Origin of the sequence: Pseudomonas syringae, from assembly GCF_001698815.1 — a bacterium.
GTDB classification, from domain to species: Bacteria; Pseudomonadota; Gammaproteobacteria; order Pseudomonadales; family Pseudomonadaceae; genus Aquipseudomonas; species Aquipseudomonas syringae_A.
This window is the reverse complement of record NZ_LGSI01000068.1, coordinates 264,057-280,457: the sequence shown is the minus strand read 5'-3', so window position 1 is coordinate 280,457 and position 16,401 is coordinate 264,057. Positions and strand designations below refer to the sequence as shown.

The window sequence follows — 16,401 nt, the reverse complement described above, 5'->3', positions numbered from 1 at the left end:
TTACGTAAATGCTGGATTAGAAGTCAAAGGTGACGCCTGTGTATAAGGCACGGCCATCGCCCGGTGAATGCAACGACGCGACCGCGCCATCAGGGTCATACCAGACATATTCGTAATAACGATTGGTCAGGTTTTTCAACTGCATATCGACACTGATCGAAGGGCTGATCTTGTAGGTGGCGCCGACGTTCATTAATACGTATCCACCATAGGTTCCCTTTGTATTTTCACGCTCCAGGTAATAGCTGGTCTGACCATTCATCCAGGCCGAGAGCTGCAATGCCGGGGTTAACTGATAGTTGGCACCGGCGCTGTAGAGGTGGTGAGGAACATGATCGATTTCACGGCCCTTGCTGTCAGGGTAGCTGGCGCTGGGTTGAAGGATCTTCGAGTACTGCCACGAATAGGCCATCCATAGATCAGTCCGCTCGTCAGGGTGCAGGTTGATCTGCAAATCGTACCCCCAGCGCCGTGTTTCACCCACGTTGTCCGATTCGCCACTAGGGTCGTTCAAGCGCCGACTGACTTCGCCACTGGCTTCCTGCTGCCAGTAGGCGACACGACCATCGATCCAGTCTGCTGGAGCAAACTTGATACCGGTTTCCCAGCCATCATTAATTGAGGGAGCAAGATCGGTATCCCGAGGCGGCACTTTATAGGCTGCGGCGCCGGTCCCTACCTGAAACGTTCTGCCCCAGTTGGCGTAAAGGCTCGCCTGTTTCCAAGGTGAGTACACCACGCTGATCTTGGGCTGTTTGATCAGCCCGTAGTCATTGATGTCGTAATCAAGTCCGGTCAACTGATTGGTAAAGTCCCCCTGGATTTTGTCCACACGATAAGCAGGAATGATCTTGAGCGATTCAAAGGGTTTTATAACCGCCTGGACGTAAGCACCGTAGGTATCAAAATCAAACTGCTGGCCGCGAGTCTGCGACTGACGGGTCCGATTCAACGTACGATAGCGCTCGCTTTCGTTGTCCTGCTTCTGAACATCCAGCCCCCCTTCCAGTGCAAAATCGTCGAGCCAACTCACCACTGGCCGGTAAGTCAGGTTGCTCATCGCACCATATTGCTTCTCGTACGTATCGCGTTCCTGCTGCGAGCTGCTGCTCCAGTACTGCGTCCAGCGGCGATCATCCAGGGTATTGACGTAGGTTTTTGCACCCCAGGCCAACTGCTCGGTCAGGTCAGTGTCGAAATGCACACTGACCTGGTTCATCCGTCGTGTGCCTTTATCAGTGGCGTTGTAAGCGTTGGTCATACGCGGATGCCGACGGGCATTGTCTTCGGTGAGGTAACCCGGCTCCTCGGCTTCGGTTTCGTAATGACGGGCAATCAGGCCAATGCGATAGCTTTCATCGTCAGGGGTATAAAACCACTTGCCGCCCAAAGAGAATTTGTCAGCCTGAGCGTGATCCCGATAGCCCTCGCTTTTCTGGTACGCCAGGAAGTAATTTTGCGTCCAGTTACTGCTTTCAATACCCTTGGCAAACTGCGCTTCTTGGGTGTTGTAGCTGCCGTATCGCAATCTGGCTTTTGTGTAGTCGCCACCGATGCGAGTATTGATGTTGACATTACCGGCGATGTTATTAAGCCCGTATCGTGGATCGCTGGTACCACGCACCACTTCGATGCTGTCGATATCTAGCGGAAAAATCATATCCATGAACGGCATGTTGCCGTCGTTGCTATTGCTCGGAATGCCATCGATCAACAGCTTTACAGCATTGACTTCGCCTTCGCCATTGAATCCCCTGAAGGAGATTTTCCCGGACGTTGTTCCTTGGTTGAACTCGGTGATGGTCACGCCGGGGGTACGGCGAAACAGTTCCCAACTGTACGCAACTGGCATTTTTTCAATGACATCCCCCCCCAGAATATCCACCGAACTCAATACGCTGGTCGTAGAAAGAGGTCCGCTGGCAGAGCTGGAGACGTTGACAGTGCCGAGGGTCAGTGTCGAGTCTGCGATCTGAGTCTGTTCGGCCAATACGACGTCGATTGGCAGCAATGTAAATAGACCGGAGACCAACAAGCAGTGCTGCAATGTCGATTTACGGGCAGATGGAGCAAGTGCAAAACAGTGATTGTTTCGGTTAATCATGGACACGTTTCCTAGTGGCCAGGTAGTACGGCAGACACACTGCTTTCGCTTAAACGCGTGCAGGTGCTGTGCGTTTTTGATCTACGTACTCTTTAAATGGCAGCCGGGGGTTTAGCCGAACGCGAGAGGGCTTCTGCCTTCTTGGTGAAATCGGCTACCAGTTCGATCATGGCGGTCTTAACCTTTGGCGGAGCGGTCTTCATGGAACCGGCATTGAACGGCGGATCGGGGTCGTATTCGCTCATAAGCTGGGCGCACTCGGCGTAGGTCTGATCGCGCAACTCAGCGACCATGCTGAGGCCAAAATCCAGCCCTGCCGTTACCCCTGCCCCGGTGATTCGATTGCGGTCGCGCACAACACGGGCATCGGTAGGAATCGCACCAAACCCGGCCAATGCATCCCGGCATGACCAGTGAGAAGTTGCCTTGTAGCCCGCCAAGAGTCCCGCAGCGCCGAGGATCAGCGAACCGGAACAAACACTGGTGACGTATTTCGCACGTGCGCCGCGATCAGCCATGAAAGCCAAGGTCTCGGCATCCGTCGCAGCCGCTAGGGTGCCATCCGTGCCTCCAGGGGTGAACAGCACAGTCAGGTCACGGGGACAGGTGTCGAATGTGGCACTCGGGATAATCGTCAACCCCGCATCGCTTGTCACCGGGTCCAGTGTTTTGGCCACAATGTGAATCTTGGCGCCCATAAGAGAGCCGAACATGCAGTGTGGTCCGATCAGGTCCATGACAGTCATGCCGGGGTAGATCAGCATTCCTATTTGCTCGTCACCTATCCAATGCACTTTATCCATATCGCGGTCCATGTCGGGCATGGCGTGTTCGTGAGTCGGCTTTTCAGCAGCCGAGACTGCACGAGGAATACTGGCCGCCAAGGGCGCGAGAAGCGCGCCAAGCATCAGATTACGGCGTTGGTTATCAATCATGATGATTGTCCTTAGAAGCGGGCTGTCAGGGTGAGGTACGCCGAGCGCGGCTGAGTGGGCAATACCAGAGGCGAGCCGAGGTATTGATAGGTCTCGTAGGCCTTGCGTCCTGTGAGGTTGACCGCTGAGACCGATACCGTATAACGATCAAAATCGTAGGAAGTCTGTGCGTCCAGAAGTGCATAGCCGGGTGCGGACACCGTGTTGGGCAAGGTGAGTTCGCGTGCACTGAGCGCCGTAATACCTGCGCCAAACGCCAGACCCTTGGCGCTGCCATCGAGAATCCGGTAGCGTGCTGCGAAGCGACCGCTGTGCCGGGGCACACGCGGCAGTCCATCACCGACCGGGATCGAGTTGTCATCTGTCACTTCTGCCTGGGTGTACGCATAGTTGGCGAGCAACGAGAGGGCCGGGATTGGTTCCCAGACCAGATCCGCCTCCACTCCACGAGCGCGTTGCTCCCCGCTCTGCACCGAATAGCCTAGAAGCGCGTTAGCAGGATCAGGATCGGGAGTGGAGACATTACGGCGCGTTTGTTCGAACACCGCGAAGGTGCCAGAAAGGCCGATATCATCGAACGCCAGCTTGACGCCCGCCTCATAGTTACGGGACAGCTCCGGCTTGGGCGTCTCGTTACCGATAAAGTTGAACGCCCCCCGGAAACCGGTTGAATACGCTGCGTAGAGCGCAAGGCTCTCAGTTAGGTCGTAGGTGATGCCCAGCCTTGGCGTGACACGGTGGTAAGAAGTGTCGACGCCCTGCTCCTGCTGCTTGAGGTCAAGTCGAGTCAGGCGCAACGAGCCCAGCAGGTGCCAGCGGCCATAGGTCGCTTGGTCCTGAAGATAAGCGGCCGTGGTCTCGTAGCGGTTGGTTTGTGTGACGAGCACTTCAGGCGTCGCGCCGTAGGATATCCCGTAGCTCGGATTAGCCAGATCAAGCTCGCCTATCAGCTCGGCATTCGATACTCCTGAGGTGAAGTCCGTGCGGTCGTAACTGGCTCCAACGAGCAATTCATGGCTGCCGCCCAGCGCCTCAACACGGGTGCCCAAGTTTGTGTCAAGCGTGCTTTCGCGAACGTTTCCTGGCAGATAGAGCTTGAAAATAGGATAGACCGTGGGTGTCGCCGGATTCGCTCCAAGAAGCTCCGGATAAACAAAACTGCCATAGTCCCGAAACTTGCCCTCGTAGTACTGAGCGGTGACGCTCATTCGCGTGTCGTCGTTAAGCTCGTGGGTGAGTTGGGCAGTGGTTGTTCGATTCTCGATAGTGGTTTGAGGTTGCCCACTGGTCGCACTTGGGAAGGCGTTGCGATCAATCTGACCGCTCAGTGCCTGGGCGGCTGGCAGACCGGAATATTCGAGCTGGCTACGATCCTCGTATTGGCCACGCAACAGCAATTCGGTCTCTGGCGTTAGCTGGAAAGAAATGCTCGGCTGAATCGACCACTGATGGCCCTTCACGTGGTCAATCCAACTGTCGTTTTCCTGATAGTCGGCAGAAAGCCGTGCCGCGACCTTGTCGCCGATGGGCGTGTTGAGATCCATCGAGGGGTTTACCGTACCGAAACTTCCGGTGCGCATCGACAGCAAAGCGCTTGGCTCGGTCTCAGGCCGTTTGGAAATCACATTGATCAAACCACCCAACGGCGCGCCAATGCCGCCGCCATAAAGGGCAGATGTAGGACCTTTGAGCACGTCGATACGCTCCGTGCCAATCAGGCTGGTCGGATCGATGCTTGCCGCTGTTCCCCCAAATGCGGGGAGCCCGTTCATGTAAATCTCAGCCGGAAAACCGCGCACGATAGGTTGAGCAAAAAGCGCCTCCTGCGGCTTGGTCGCCCTTACACCCGAGACGTTAACCAGTGCGTCTGCGAGCGAGTGACTGTCCTGCTCCTTTAGCATCGATTGGGTGACTACTTGCACTGACTGTGGGACTTCGATCAGGGGGGTGTCGGTGCGTGTGGCTGAAGAGGTTGTTGGCGCCGTGTAGCCTTCAGCTGTACCTGAGACGTTTATGGGTTCCAAGGTCCAGGTTTGTGACCGCTTGGATGTTTGTGTCTCATCTATGGCGGAGTTCTGCGGTTGCGCAGCTTGGGCAAACGCTGGCGATGCCAAGCCCAAAAATATACAGAACGCATGACGCCAGCGCAGGCGTGATGGATCAAGGTCAAACAGCGGCTCGTTCTGAGTCGAGTGCATGGGATCGTCCGATGAAGGTCAGATGCTAACTGAGCGCACGGGCACGCATCTGCATCACCGGGTAAAACAACCCATAGACGCAGAATCGGCGATTCGCGTTCAGCAAAAAGTAGAGGTGACGTTCAACGGTCGAACCGGTGGGGCTCTGCTTCGCGCACCGGGAAATACAGGCGCAGTAATTAGCTGGGTAATGAAGTGTGTAGAACGATACTGCGGGGATGGAACATGCAGCCGAAAAGCTGCCAGGTTGGACTCGGCAAGCGCGGGATGCTGGAACAGCAGCGAACAGTAACCACACTTCTCCCAGACGATCAGATCATGTGGCTTGTTGGCAGACGCATGGTGGGACATCTGGCTCATGCCAGGCATGTCATGACATTGCATGCCAGCCATTTGCATGGGCTGGCTTTTGCCATGGGCAAGGCTGATCCCCTGACTGATCAGCGGACCGGCGAAGATCATCAGCATGGCAAACAGACTTAGCCATGCTCCGATCAAGCGCCTATTACGCATTACTTGCGCACCTTGCGATCACACGTTGCCGTCAGCAACGTTGATCGGCGCTCGCTTAAAGCACAGCAGCATGTCCAAGACAATGAAGCCAATCAGGCTCCAGCCCAGAACAGGCAGCGCGATACCCAGTAACAAAGCGAAGAGGACGACAACAGCTTGTGCTTTAAAATTCATCAAGCGCCAGGTGCTCAATAACGTGGGTTGCTGACCTCGACTCAGAGGCAGAGTCGGGCGACGGCGCCACCACATCAGATAGCCCATCACGACCATCGCCGCCAGACCACTGGCGAACACCACCAGAACCAGTTGATTGGCCAGACCAAACAGTGCGCCCATGTGAGCATCAATGCCCCAGCGGGTGAGTTTGGCTGGCAACGAATAAGCTGAAAACTCGACGTGATCGACGACGTCCATTGTTTGCGGGTTGATGGATACTGCATCCACCTGCGTCGGCCAACTGCGATCTATCTCGCTAACCACCCAAGCCTTGTCACTGCTGCTGGACGGTTTGATTTCAACCTTCGCTGCATCGATATGCGCTGCACGTGCTTTGGCTAAAACGCGGTCAAACAAGGCAGCATCCAGCGTGGATGCCTGAGCAGGAGGCGCCATATGCAGGTGGTGCTCGGCATGCTCGTCCATGGGCATTTGCATCTTTGATGGTTGACTCAATGCCGTCGAGACGCTGGGCGTAGACCAGCCGTAGTAAGCACGTAGCACCCCGATGTTATCGCCAGCATACTGCGACCACGTTAAACCGGTAGCCGAGAAGAACAACAACCCCAGCAGCAGCCATACACCTGCTGAGGCGTGCCAGCTGCGCAAACTACCCGGTTGACGACCCACGCGACGACGGCGAGCGGCCCATAATACTAGCCCGCCCATGGCTGCGACCCAGAGCCACGATGCCGCCAGTTCGCTATAGATTCTGCCAATATCTCCTAACGACAGGCCCCGGTGAAACTGATCAATCCACGTGCGCAGCGGTAAGACACCACTGGTGCCATAGACCTTCATATCGCCCCGAATCTCGCCACTGACCGGGTCGACAAACAACGCACGATGTTCGGATGCTCCAAAGCGCGGATCGCTGAACATGACCCTTGTGGTATCGCCCTGCCCTGGCGCCGGGCGAACCGCTGCGACGCTCAAACCAGGTCCGACCTGCTGAACAGCCCGTTGAACTTGTGATTGCAGGCTCAGAGCAGACCCGCGAGTCTCGGTGTGCAGCGCATGAGCGTAGAGTGTGTTTTCTATTTGAGGCGTCAGCGCGTACAGGACACCACTCAAAGCAGCGACCAGTAGAAAAGGGCCAATGAACACACCGATATAAAAATGCAGCCGTTTCAACAAGGCAACAAATGCCCCAGACGATGATCCGACCAGGTATGAAGATGACGCAGACATAGGACTCACCAACGGATGAAAGCAGCCTGCCAGGATCAGCTCCCGGCAAGAAAATCGATATGGGTTGTGTCACGAGCAACGCTCGTGCTTCCACGACAGGCTCTAGGGAGCGTGTGGATTGAGTCCAGGAAAGACATGGCGCGATAGCGTGCCCGACCTGAAGTCAGACAACCTGATACGCGGATTACGGATTCGGAGCAGCCAACCCAATGCCACGAAGAAAATCATGGCCAGCGTCAACGTTCCGGCGAACGAACAGTCACTTGACTGCATATTCATGTTGCCCGGCAGTTCCGTTTTCTTTGAAGAAGCATCCATGGCCATGTGCATCTGATGGTGGCCGCCATGCATAGCGGCCATGCTGTGGCCTTCATGTGAGGCAGGTACCACTTGCTTGCTGACGAACGCTTCCAGCATTTGACCGTGCCCCATACTGCACGCAAGACCATTGAACAGGACGACTGCATACAGTATCCAGGCAATGGGCGCGCAATGGGTTCGGAAGAAATTCATGGCGCGTAATTTAACATCTAAGGCTCAACCGATACAGAAGTCTGTGGGGCAACACGCAGCAGCAATTGATAATTTGACTTGGATCAATCGATAGCCCCCCACAGGACAGCGGACGACGACGGGTTTAATACCGTTATTTTTTCATATGGTTCTCTACGCTTTTGAGGTCTTTCGCCAGCTGAATACGCAACGTGGACATCAGCTTTTTTGCGTTTTCCGACAGCGGACTACCAGGTCTCAAAAGCAGCAAGCTGTTGAAGCGTACATCCAGTGAAAAGGGACGAATCACAAGACCCCTCTCCAGGTAATCGACCACCGCCACCGGGTTTACGAAACCGATACCAATCCCGCGCAAGGCCATTTCGCAGACCGTGTGGCCATAGGGAGTTTCGACCCGGACGTTCAATTGCACGCCACTGGAGTGCAATGCTGTTTCCAGCCTCACACGGCTGCTGTCTTCAGGGTTATGGGCTAAAAAATCATGTCCTCGAAGGTCTTCCGGCTCGATGACTCGCTTGCTCGACAATGAGTGACCGGCTGGCATGACCACCACGCCGGGGGAATCCAGGAATGGAGAGTGCTCCAATCCTGCCACCGTCATTTCGTCGGCCATTAACCCAAAATCACACTGCCCCGACGATACATCCTGGTGCACCTCCCGGGAGCTGAGGACCTTTAGCGAAACTCTGAGATCACGTTCAGCCAGCTGAAAACCCGCCAATGCACGGGGAATAAATGCATTCCCCAATGCGGGATGGGTCGAGATAACCAAGCGGTCAGTACCGAATTGCTTGAGGCTTTTGAGGCGATGCTCGATGACCTCCATGCCGACAAAGAACTTGTCGACATCAATGAGCAATGCCTGTGCTTCTCGGGTCGGAATCAACCGGCCTCTAATACGATTGAACAGCTCGATACCCGCACTGGATTCCAGCTTGCGAATCGCCTGACTGACCGCAGGCTGCGAAATTCCCAGCAGATGCGCAGCCTTGCTGGTGCCGCCAGCATTCATGACCATGCGAAACACTTCGATCTCACGAACGCCCATCAGAACAACCTATAACTTCTACTTATAGAGTTAATCATCCTAGCTGTAGCCGCCCTCCTTGGTCTACATAACAATGGCTCCATCGTTCACCACCCCGTGCAAGGCGCAAAACTCATGAAAGTCACTGATCAAGCGGGCAATCCATACGCCAGCCTTTCGCCCTCAGTGTGGCGTGGTTCTACTGTCGTTTTTGATACCTTCGAAGATTTTGTCGGCCGCAAAAACCGCCAGCCTGACGGCTACAGCTATGGAATCACCGGGACGCCGACAGCACGCGGCCTGGAAAAACGCATCGCAGAACTGGAAGGCGCCAATCACTGCATCGTCATGCCCTCAGGTGCATCGGCGTTGATCACCACCGTGATGGCTTTTGTTCGCGGCGGTGACCATTTACTGATTTCTGAATCCTGCTATGGATCACTTAAATCTTTCGGTCGCTTGTGGCTGGCAAAGATGGGGGTGGAAGTTGAGTTTTACCCTCCGACCATCGATGCGGGGATCGAAGCGCTGATACGCCCGAACACCAAGATGATCTGCATGGAAGCTCCGGGCACCGTGACCATGGAGATGCAAGACATCGACGCCATCACCGCCATCGCCAAGCGTCGTGGCGTGCTGACCATGATGGACAACACATGGGCCAGCCCGCTGTTCTTCAAGGCCATCGAGCATGGCGTGGATTTTGTGGTGCAGGCCGCGACTAAGTACTTCGGCGGCCATTCCGATGTATTGATGGGTACTGTCAGCCTCAACAATCTGGACAACTACGGCGTACTGCGTGAAACCCAAAGCATTTTTGGTCAGGCGACCAGCCCGGAGGACTGCTTTCTGGTTGAGCGTGGCCTGCAAACTTATGAGCTGCGTTTACGCGAGCAAAGCCGCAAAGCACTAAACGTTGCCCGCTGGCTCGAAAACCACCCGCTGGTAAAGCAGGTTCTGTTTCCGGCGCTGGAAAGCCACCCTGGCCATCGTATCTGGCGCGAGCAATTCAAGGGCAGTGGCTGCCTGCTTTCTGTCGTGCTTGAAACTCCGCCAGAGGAGGCAACCTTCGGCGTGTTCTTTAACGCACTCAAGCATTTCCCAATTGGCGCCAGTTGGGGCGGCACTCATAGCTTGATCGCTTACTACCCGGCGTCCCAGCAGACTTCGCGCCTGTACTCGCCCACCGACCAACCCATCGTACGTATCTCAATCGGCCTGGAAGATGAAGCCATGCTGATCAGCGATTTGGCCCAGGCCCTCCAAGCCTACGCAAAAGCGCTCTGATGTATCGGGCAAGCCACGCGTGAGATGTGGCTGCCCTGCTCTCTGGTTTGTTCTGCCGTTACTAATGTATTCGCTCCCACGAGCAGACTGCACACTCAATTCGAGGATGGATAAAAATGAAACAGAACGGCATTCGTTTCGCACTAGCACTGTTCACCGCGTTCAGCGCATGCACGGCCGTCCACGCGGATGACTCGCTTCAAACTATTCGGGAACGTGGCGTCATCCGCGTGGCCAATACTCAAGCCAGCCCACCCTGGAGTTATCTGGGTGATGACAACCTGCCTGCTGGTTACGACGTAGCGATAGCCAAGGAAGTCGCCAAACGCATCGGTGTGGCTAAGGTCGAGTTCGTTGCAGACAGCTTCAAAAACTTCGTTGAGGGGCTAAAAGCCGACAAATATGACCTGGTCATGAATGACGTGACGCCCACCGAGGAGCGCAAAAAGCAGGTGGACTTCTCCAGCCCTTATGGCGTCGAGCAGTTCTACATTTTTGTGCGCGAAGACAACAAGACGATCAACAGCATCAAGGACATGCCCAGCCGCTCCATCGGCGTGACTTCAGGGACAAGTAACGAGTCCTGGGCGCGCAAGCACATGACCACTTCGGATATCCGCACTTATGAAAATGGTGGTCTGGTGTTCAATGACTTGGCCATCGGCCGTGTCGACGGCGTGCTGTCGTCGCTGTTTGGAGGCGAGAAATACAAAAAGACCAATAACCTGCCGATCAAGGCGATTGGTGAACCTCTGACCTATCAACTGTCTGCGCCAGTTCTGAAAAAAGGCCGAGACAGCCTGCGCGACGCGGTTAGCAAGGCAGTAGACGAAATGGTCAAAGACGGCACTGTGGATGCGTATTCCAAGCAGTGGATCGGCCCTGATTACCACATGACTCATGGTATTCAAGCTGCGTTGACCGAACTGGCTGAGGAATAAGCTATGTGGGAATTATTCCTGCGCTCGTTGCCTTTGCTGGAAAAAGCCATTGTGATGACCCTAGGCCTCGGCCTGGGGGCCTTCATACTGGGCTGCATCCTTGGCATGCTGATCGCTTTGTTACGCCTCTCCAGCGTTCGTCTCCTTCGGGTGCTGGCGTTTTCCTACGTATCGCTATTTCGCGGCACTCCACTGCTGGTGCAGATCCTGCTGATCTACTTTGGCTTGCCACACTACGGCATCGTACTCACGCCAATTCCATCGGCACTACTGGCCTTGACGCTGTTCTCTGCCGCGTACTTGAGCGAAATCTTTCGTGCCGGTATCAACTCAGTTGATCCTGGTCAGTGGGAAGCGGCTAAGTCGATGAGCATGGGGTACTGGACAAGCCTGCGTCGCATCATCCTGCCTCAGGCTCTGAGGATTGCGACGCCTCCACTAGGCAGCCGAATGATCGCGTTGGTCAAAGACACCTCGCTCGCCTCGACCATTACCGTTATGGAGCTGACTCGCGTCGCCGAACAAGTAGGCGCAGCGACTTTCCGCTATATGGAAATGTTCCTGATGGTAGGGGCCATGTATTGGTTGATCAACCAAGTGCTGACTATCTTGCAAACCTGGCTGGAAGGCCGCTGGACGAGGCACATGCGATGACTACCACAAAGGTGCGTGTCAGTGGTTTGAGTAAGGCTTTTGGGGACCTGGCTGTTCTCAAACAGGTCGATCTTGAGGTCAAGGCAGGTGAAGTAGTAGTTATCCTTGGCCCTTCCGGATCAGGAAAAACGACCCTGCTGCGCTCACTCAATTTATTGGAACAACCAGACAGCGGTGTTCTGGAAGTCTGTGGTCACAAGTTAGAAATCCCAGCTAACGGCCACCTTGACCGTGCGACTCGCAAGCAAGTCGATTTGCTGCGGCAAAAAACCGCGATGGTCTTTCAGTCGTTCAACCTGTTCCCCCACATGACAGCGTTGCAGAACGTTATTGAAGGGCTGATCAGCGTCCGCAAAGTGCCGCGCGCTCAAGCTGTACAAAGGGGCCAGGAGTTACTGGCCTCCGTCGGGTTATCCGAGAAAGCAGACAGCTACCCGGCCAAACTATCCGGCGGACAAAAGCAGCGAGTCGCCATTGCTCGTGGCCTGGCCATGGATCCGGAAGTTATTTTCTTCGACGAGCCGACTTCAGCGCTGGACCCCGAACTCAGGGATGAAGTGCTGAACGTCATGCGTGAACTGGCTAACGCTGGCATGACCATGCTGGTGGTAACCCATGAATTGCGCTTTGCCCGTGAAGCGGCTGATCGCGTGGTCTTCATGGAGAACGGTGTAATCGTTAAAGACTGCCCTACCGAGGAGTTTTTTGGTAGTGACAGCGGTGAGAGGATTCAGCAGTTTCTTCGTCGTTATTGATACGGCTATAGGGTCTGCCACCTTGCGGCATAATCTTCCGGAGCGGGTGACTTTATTATAGAGCCATTTTATTTGCTTGCGGACTCACACAGAAAACGACCTAACGTTTTGGATCGCTCGGTAGCGGCAGGGGCAGCAGCTACCTGCCGCCTCCCGCACAGATCTCCGACCCTAAGTGATGAGAGCATGACTGTCGTATAACGCCATGCTCCGTATAGCCGGGCATTTCGACTTGGGCGAAGCCCGTTTCGCTCGCCTCATGAGATTCTCAACCCAGAAATCGACGGCGGGCGTTTCTGGGCCATTCGCATCGTCTTCTCGACAGCAAGGACTGACTCCAACCAGGCAAGGAATTGAACCTAGTAGCCACGAGGGTGCTGATGACAAGAACTCGCTGGTAACCGTATGACCTAGAACCGGCCAAAAGGAGCCTTAGAAAGCAATGTGCAAAATATGCACAATGCTGTAACTCAAAAGTGTTGGCAGTGATTCGATTGAGGTACCGATCTCATTATGGGCTGCAAATAAGATTGACCTCAAAGACTGTCGAACTCTAGTAGCACCTGACCACGCTAACGTTCATGCGGGTCTGCTTGGAAATTGTATGCTGATAGCAAGTCATTGATGGCACCAACAATTCTGGGCTCCCTTATCAGCTCTAGCGCAGTGTATGAAACGGAGACTGCAATCTTCATCGCTTCATGACTAAGCCCCACAGGATCGAAGGGCCAGAGCTGTAACCGAGTGACGGTCCTATCACGGAAAGGGAAAGATTCAATGACTTTCGCAGATGTCGAAATTTGGGACCAGCGCTCAAGACTGACGCCATATGTCCGTTGGGGACGATCTGCAAGCATCGTATGCTTATCAAGGAAGGTATCACCCACTTCAGCGTATCCATCTGGATCAAATCCACTCACATAGACATCAGCTAAACGCGGAGATGAGATGAGCGACCTAAGTACCCACCAAGGAGTGGAGCCATCATTCAACTTGTATTCGAAAGCGAGGTGCCGTTCCAGTTTTTCCAGCAGATCAGGGTGATTTGCCATAATGAGCGTCGAGATATCGGTCATATCAGTTTTCCTCCCTCACCCCTTCAAGGTGCTTTCAAGCTCGCCGACCAGTTCACTCAGCTTCTGGTATTCAGCTAGCGTCTCAAGTTCGCGTGGCATCTTATCCCCCAGCCCAGAATGGCTACGATCCCACCATTGCTTGGTTGTTATCTCATCGAGCGTGAACAGATCGATAACACGGAGGAAAATGTCTGTTCGAACGTCAGCAGTTGTTCCCCAATCTTTATACTTCTCGTCTTCGCCAGCTAACGACCTTGGGTAGCAATCGAACAGGACTGTTCTCTCGTAGGTAGCCCACAGCCCGTTTACATCGCCTTCCAGTATCACTCCCGACGTGCTTTCGACTAGATATCTCGGCTTGCCCCGCCCGGAAGCCTTAAGACGCGTCACTCGCATCACGCGTCCAATGTCGTAGTCCCCCTGTGATGGGGAGCAGGTATCTGTTGGAAGCAAGACTTGGATTGTATGAATTGATATGCCCTTCTCCTTACCGCTTAATACACGGTCTAGCAGCGGAAGGCTCGACGTCATCATGATACGGGGCGTCGGGAAATCCGTGAGCCTCGGCCCGACGTAACACGCCCTCGCGTAAAAGCAATACATGTCCAACGGATAGGAGATGTGGTCGTAAAAACCGGCGCCAGATTCACCAGCACAATGGGCCGATTTGGAGTGCGTTTGAAACACGACATTGATCCTCATTTACAAGAGGCTGGAATAGGATGGTGTGCACCATATTGGTGCCTGATCAGCCAGGATCAGCGAAGCGGCACTGGTCACACAGCACACGGATCCAGCCTTTCGATCCACGGGCCAGCACCCCCTTATTCCCGCACATTTCGCAGGTCACAAACGACATCCCCACAGCGGTGTCGATCACACCGTTGCTGTAGTCATCGGTATCGGCAAATACGCACCTGAGAATTCCCATTTTGTGCTTAATCTGCTTGGCAACGATTTGTGGCCCACCTGTTGTTTCAACGTGCAACTGAAGTTGCTGGCACATGATAGAAATCAAAGGAGCCCAACCATCTCCGCAATGAATGCCCCACAGAAAGTCATCAGGGGCGGGGTCGGTGATCTCGAAAATCTCAGGAAATTTGGACAGCAGCGCACGCTCAAATTCTTCTTTCACTCGCAGTTCCTATAAAGACAATAACATTGACACTAAGTAGTTAGAGGCCGTCTATGACCAACCTGAGAAAATCGAGTGGTTTTAACCTAAAATCGTCGACTAATAATATCGCCTATATTCCGATCTTCTGGATTGAGCGATGGAAACTCGCGCTAGACCGTCGGTCGCATAACGTCCATCTGCGCCCACGCTGACTCAGAAGCTCTGGAGGTGGGACATCAGCTATACCACCTCTTCCTTTGCATTCGTAAGCGTCCAGGCACCGTATAGATCGACTGCTACTGATGACGGTGTGGCAACACGCGTGCCCGCAGGAATAGATATGATACCCAAAAGCAAGGAATGAACACAATAGTGTTCATTCCGAAGATCCTAGTCCTCTTTGCGTTTAAATGCCAGTATTTGTTGATGCTGGAGTTTCGCGCTTGAATATTGATGAGGCTTTCGGAGTCGTGCTTCGGGAGCTAAGAGAGCACCGGGGTCTCAATCAAGACGCCTTCGGCTCTGCTGCATCACGCACCTACATTTGTCGCCTTGAAAAGGGGGGGCACTCTCCTACCCTGGCCCGGGTCGAGGAGATAGCGAAGGTGTTGAAGGTCGATGCGGTAGTGCTGATTCTTTGGGCATATGACCGTGCTAGCGAAAAGCAGGTAGGTACCACTGGAGAGCAAGCGGGCAAGACTCTAGCCAAGCTGGTTGATGAGCTGTTCTTGCATGCCTGATCCTTTTAATGAATTTGGGACTGCGCAATGTAAACCAAGCACCGTACTGTAATTAAGTGGACCCTTTCCAGTATTTTATCGCATACAAGTCCCCCCAGCCCTTCTGTTACGCCCCAATCAGCCCCTCAACAAAACTCGGATCAAGGACCTGACCTAGATCCAATTTTGAGATTATTTCAGCAAGAAATTCGCTCTCGTTCTCAACGAGGCTTGAGCCGCACATCTCTCCTAGCTCACCAAGAGTCAACGGAAAGAAGAACTCTGCTTCATGAAGCATCTGGTACAACAAGGCTGACTCGGCCACGGTGAAGACTTTGAAAATTTTTCCAAGAAGCCACAACGCACACATCCGTTCGTACGGTACCGAATTAGGTGACCCATTTCTTAACCGCCCAAGTAAATCCAGGCCTTCATGATCAGTCGGTGGATAGAAACTCGAAAACGCGATCCTCGCCGCTCCAGCATTTGCCCTTCTGGTGCGATGAGTCAATGTTAAACCCAGCATTAGGTCAATAGCCCTTCGCATCAGATGATTTTCTATTGGATAATCTCCACAACACGGTGCGTAAGCTGCGGAGCTATAAACTTTCTGCACCCATGCCTGTATTCGAAGAGTTAAATGTGCACGAGCAGCGCATTCCGGAACCCCATGATCTGACCTATTTCTACCTATAAAACGACCCGGCATGAACTCACCCAAATCAAGTTTGGTAAATGCATCCCACTGCTTGTCGCACCCTCGATGCCGGTGCATATATCGCAATAAACACCTGTGTTCCTGGCAATAAGGTCGGGCAACGTAGCACCACGCCTTCCTCCATGACGGAAATCGCTTTTGGATCACGTCGGATAATATGCATTTGTGACAAAAAGCAGTGCGGTATGCTGGAGATAAAAGTGGATCGTTAGTTGGCGCGAACAGTTTTCTAATACGCTTATTTGACAATCCAGTGCTTGCTAGGAAATCCTTCACGTATAGCGCATCAAAATCAAACTCCATGCCTAGGGAATTAGTCTTCGACGCGATATCATATGCAACTGATCGCTCCCAATCAGCTATGTCGCTATCTGTAATGGAAAATGAGCGTTGATCAAGAGAACATCTTGTGGCCCATGAAGAAAAAGTCTCGTCAT

16 protein-coding genes are annotated in these 16,401 nt (G+C 53.8%); 5 read left to right on the top strand and 11 right to left on the bottom strand.

Annotation, left to right across the window (positions count from 1 at the left end; all coding sequences use genetic code 11):
- Positions 1 to 16 precede the first annotated feature (16 nt).
- The 7 genes from AFK24_RS24805 to AFK24_RS24775 all read right to left on the bottom strand — a co-directional run bounded on the left by AFK24_RS24805 (position 17) and on the right by AFK24_RS24775 (position 8,718).
- Complete coding sequence (locus AFK24_RS24805; RefSeq protein WP_080482291.1) at positions 17 to 2,104, bottom strand: TonB-dependent receptor; 2,088 nt, start codon at positions 2,102 to 2,104, stop codon at positions 17 to 19.
- Between the two features lie 92 nt (positions 2,105 to 2,196).
- Positions 2,197 to 3,039 (bottom strand): DJ-1/PfpI family protein, encoded by an 843-nt coding sequence (locus AFK24_RS24800; protein ID WP_065835740.1) that lies wholly within the window; start codon positions 3,037 to 3,039, stop codon positions 2,197 to 2,199.
- A gap of 11 nt (positions 3,040 to 3,050) precedes the next feature.
- Positions 3,051 to 5,237, bottom strand: a complete 2,187-nt coding sequence (locus AFK24_RS24795; protein ID WP_065835739.1) for a TonB-dependent siderophore receptor — start codon at positions 5,235 to 5,237, stop codon at positions 3,051 to 3,053.
- A gap of 99 nt (positions 5,238 to 5,336) precedes the next feature.
- A complete protein-coding gene (locus AFK24_RS30215) occupies positions 5,337 to 5,750 on the bottom strand; it encodes a DUF2946 domain-containing protein (protein ID WP_080482290.1) in 414 nt (137 codons plus the stop codon).
- A gap of 18 nt (positions 5,751 to 5,768) precedes the next feature.
- Complete coding sequence (locus AFK24_RS24785; RefSeq protein ID WP_065835737.1) at positions 5,769 to 7,157, bottom strand: PepSY-associated TM helix domain-containing protein; 1,389 nt, start codon at positions 7,155 to 7,157, stop codon at positions 5,769 to 5,771.
- A gap of 102 nt (positions 7,158 to 7,259) precedes the next feature.
- Positions 7,260 to 7,574, bottom strand: coding sequence for a DUF2946 domain-containing protein (locus AFK24_RS24780; RefSeq protein ID WP_240500440.1), 315 nt, complete (start codon positions 7,572 to 7,574; stop codon positions 7,260 to 7,262).
- 229 nt (positions 7,575 to 7,803) lie between these two features.
- Entirely contained in the window at positions 7,804 to 8,718 is a 915-nt protein-coding gene (locus AFK24_RS24775; protein ID WP_065835735.1) for a LysR substrate-binding domain-containing protein, read from the bottom strand.
- Between the two features lie 114 nt (positions 8,719 to 8,832).
- Between AFK24_RS24775 and AFK24_RS24770 the strand changes: the two genes are divergently transcribed.
- The 4 genes from AFK24_RS24770 to AFK24_RS24755 all read left to right on the top strand — a co-directional run bounded on the left by AFK24_RS24770 (position 8,833) and on the right by AFK24_RS24755 (position 12,334).
- Complete coding sequence (locus tag AFK24_RS24770; RefSeq protein ID WP_065835734.1) at positions 8,833 to 9,984, top strand: trans-sulfuration enzyme family protein; 1,152 nt, start codon at positions 8,833 to 8,835, stop codon at positions 9,982 to 9,984.
- 116 nt (positions 9,985 to 10,100) lie between these two features.
- Positions 10,101 to 10,925 (top strand): transporter substrate-binding domain-containing protein, encoded by an 825-nt coding sequence (locus AFK24_RS24765; RefSeq protein WP_065835733.1) that lies wholly within the window; start codon positions 10,101 to 10,103, stop codon positions 10,923 to 10,925.
- Positions 10,926 to 10,928: 3 nt separating this feature from the next.
- Positions 10,929 to 11,579, top strand: a complete 651-nt coding sequence (locus tag AFK24_RS24760) for an amino acid ABC transporter permease (protein WP_065835732.1) — start codon at positions 10,929 to 10,931, stop codon at positions 11,577 to 11,579.
- On the top strand, positions 11,576 to 12,334 hold the full coding sequence (locus AFK24_RS24755; protein WP_065835731.1) for an amino acid ABC transporter ATP-binding protein: 759 nt from the start codon (positions 11,576 to 11,578) through the stop codon (positions 12,332 to 12,334). Before AFK24_RS24760 ends, AFK24_RS24755 begins: the two co-directional genes overlap by 4 nt.
- A 572-nt stretch (positions 12,335 to 12,906) precedes the next feature.
- Here the strand turns inward: AFK24_RS24755 and AFK24_RS24750 are convergent.
- The 3 genes from AFK24_RS24750 to AFK24_RS24740 all read right to left on the bottom strand — a co-directional run bounded on the left by AFK24_RS24750 (position 12,907) and on the right by AFK24_RS24740 (position 14,545).
- Complete coding sequence (locus tag AFK24_RS24750; RefSeq protein WP_065835730.1) at positions 12,907 to 13,410, bottom strand: hypothetical protein; 504 nt, start codon at positions 13,408 to 13,410, stop codon at positions 12,907 to 12,909.
- Between the two features lie 15 nt (positions 13,411 to 13,425).
- Positions 13,426 to 13,737 carry a hypothetical protein gene (locus tag AFK24_RS31690; RefSeq protein ID WP_240500439.1) on the bottom strand — a complete coding sequence of 104 codons (312 nt, stop codon included), beginning with the start codon at positions 13,735 to 13,737 and terminating at the stop codon, positions 13,426 to 13,428.
- 421 nt (positions 13,738 to 14,158) lie between these two features.
- Complete coding sequence (locus tag AFK24_RS24740) at positions 14,159 to 14,545, bottom strand: hypothetical protein (protein WP_065835729.1); 387 nt, start codon at positions 14,543 to 14,545, stop codon at positions 14,159 to 14,161.
- A 425-nt stretch (positions 14,546 to 14,970) separates the two neighbouring features.
- Here AFK24_RS24740 and AFK24_RS24735 point away from each other — a divergent pair, with 425 nt between their 5' ends.
- Positions 14,971 to 15,267, top strand: coding sequence for a helix-turn-helix domain-containing protein (locus AFK24_RS24735; protein WP_065835728.1), 297 nt, complete (start codon positions 14,971 to 14,973; stop codon positions 15,265 to 15,267).
- 106 nt (positions 15,268 to 15,373) lie between these two features.
- Here the strand turns inward: AFK24_RS24735 and AFK24_RS31685 are convergent, their stop codons facing one another.
- Positions 15,374 to 15,772, bottom strand: coding sequence for a hypothetical protein (locus AFK24_RS31685; RefSeq protein WP_240500438.1), 399 nt, complete (start codon positions 15,770 to 15,772; stop codon positions 15,374 to 15,376).
- Positions 15,773 to 16,401: the final 629 nt, after the last annotated feature.

Bases quoted from the DNA above. Each gene is read 5' to 3' on its own strand.
- AFK24_RS24755 (WP_065835731.1), top strand. From the start codon at position 11,576: ATGACTACCACAAAGGTGCGTGTCAGTGGTTTGAGTAAGGCTTTTGGG.
- AFK24_RS24805 (WP_080482291.1), bottom strand. From the start codon at position 2,104: ATGATTAACCGAAACAATCACTGTTTTGCACTTGCTCCATCTGCCCGT.
- AFK24_RS30215 (WP_080482290.1), bottom strand. From the start codon at position 5,750: ATGCGTAATAGGCGCTTGATCGGAGCATGGCTAAGTCTGTTTGCCATG.
- AFK24_RS24760 (WP_065835732.1), top strand. From the start codon at position 10,929: ATGTGGGAATTATTCCTGCGCTCGTTGCCTTTGCTGGAAAAAGCCATT.
- AFK24_RS24775 (WP_065835735.1), bottom strand. From the start codon at position 8,718: ATGGGCGTTCGTGAGATCGAAGTGTTTCGCATGGTCATGAATGCTGGC.
- AFK24_RS24780 (WP_240500440.1), bottom strand. From the start codon at position 7,574: ATGCTGGAAGCGTTCGTCAGCAAGCAAGTGGTACCTGCCTCACATGAA.
- AFK24_RS24785 (WP_065835737.1), bottom strand. From the start codon at position 7,157: ATGTCTGCGTCATCTTCATACCTGGTCGGATCATCGTCTGGGGCATTT.
- AFK24_RS24800 (WP_065835740.1), bottom strand. From the start codon at position 3,039: ATGATTGATAACCAACGCCGTAATCTGATGCTTGGCGCGCTTCTCGCG.
- AFK24_RS24795 (WP_065835739.1), bottom strand. From the start codon at position 5,237: ATGCACTCGACTCAGAACGAGCCGCTGTTTGACCTTGATCCATCACGC.
- AFK24_RS24770 (WP_065835734.1), top strand. From the start codon at position 8,833: ATGAAAGTCACTGATCAAGCGGGCAATCCATACGCCAGCCTTTCGCCC.
- AFK24_RS24765 (WP_065835733.1), top strand. From the start codon at position 10,101: ATGAAACAGAACGGCATTCGTTTCGCACTAGCACTGTTCACCGCGTTC.
- AFK24_RS24750 (WP_065835730.1), bottom strand. From the start codon at position 13,410: ATGACCGATATCTCGACGCTCATTATGGCAAATCACCCTGATCTGCTG.
- AFK24_RS31685 (WP_240500438.1), bottom strand. From the start codon at position 15,772: ATGCTGGGTTTAACATTGACTCATCGCACCAGAAGGGCAAATGCTGGA.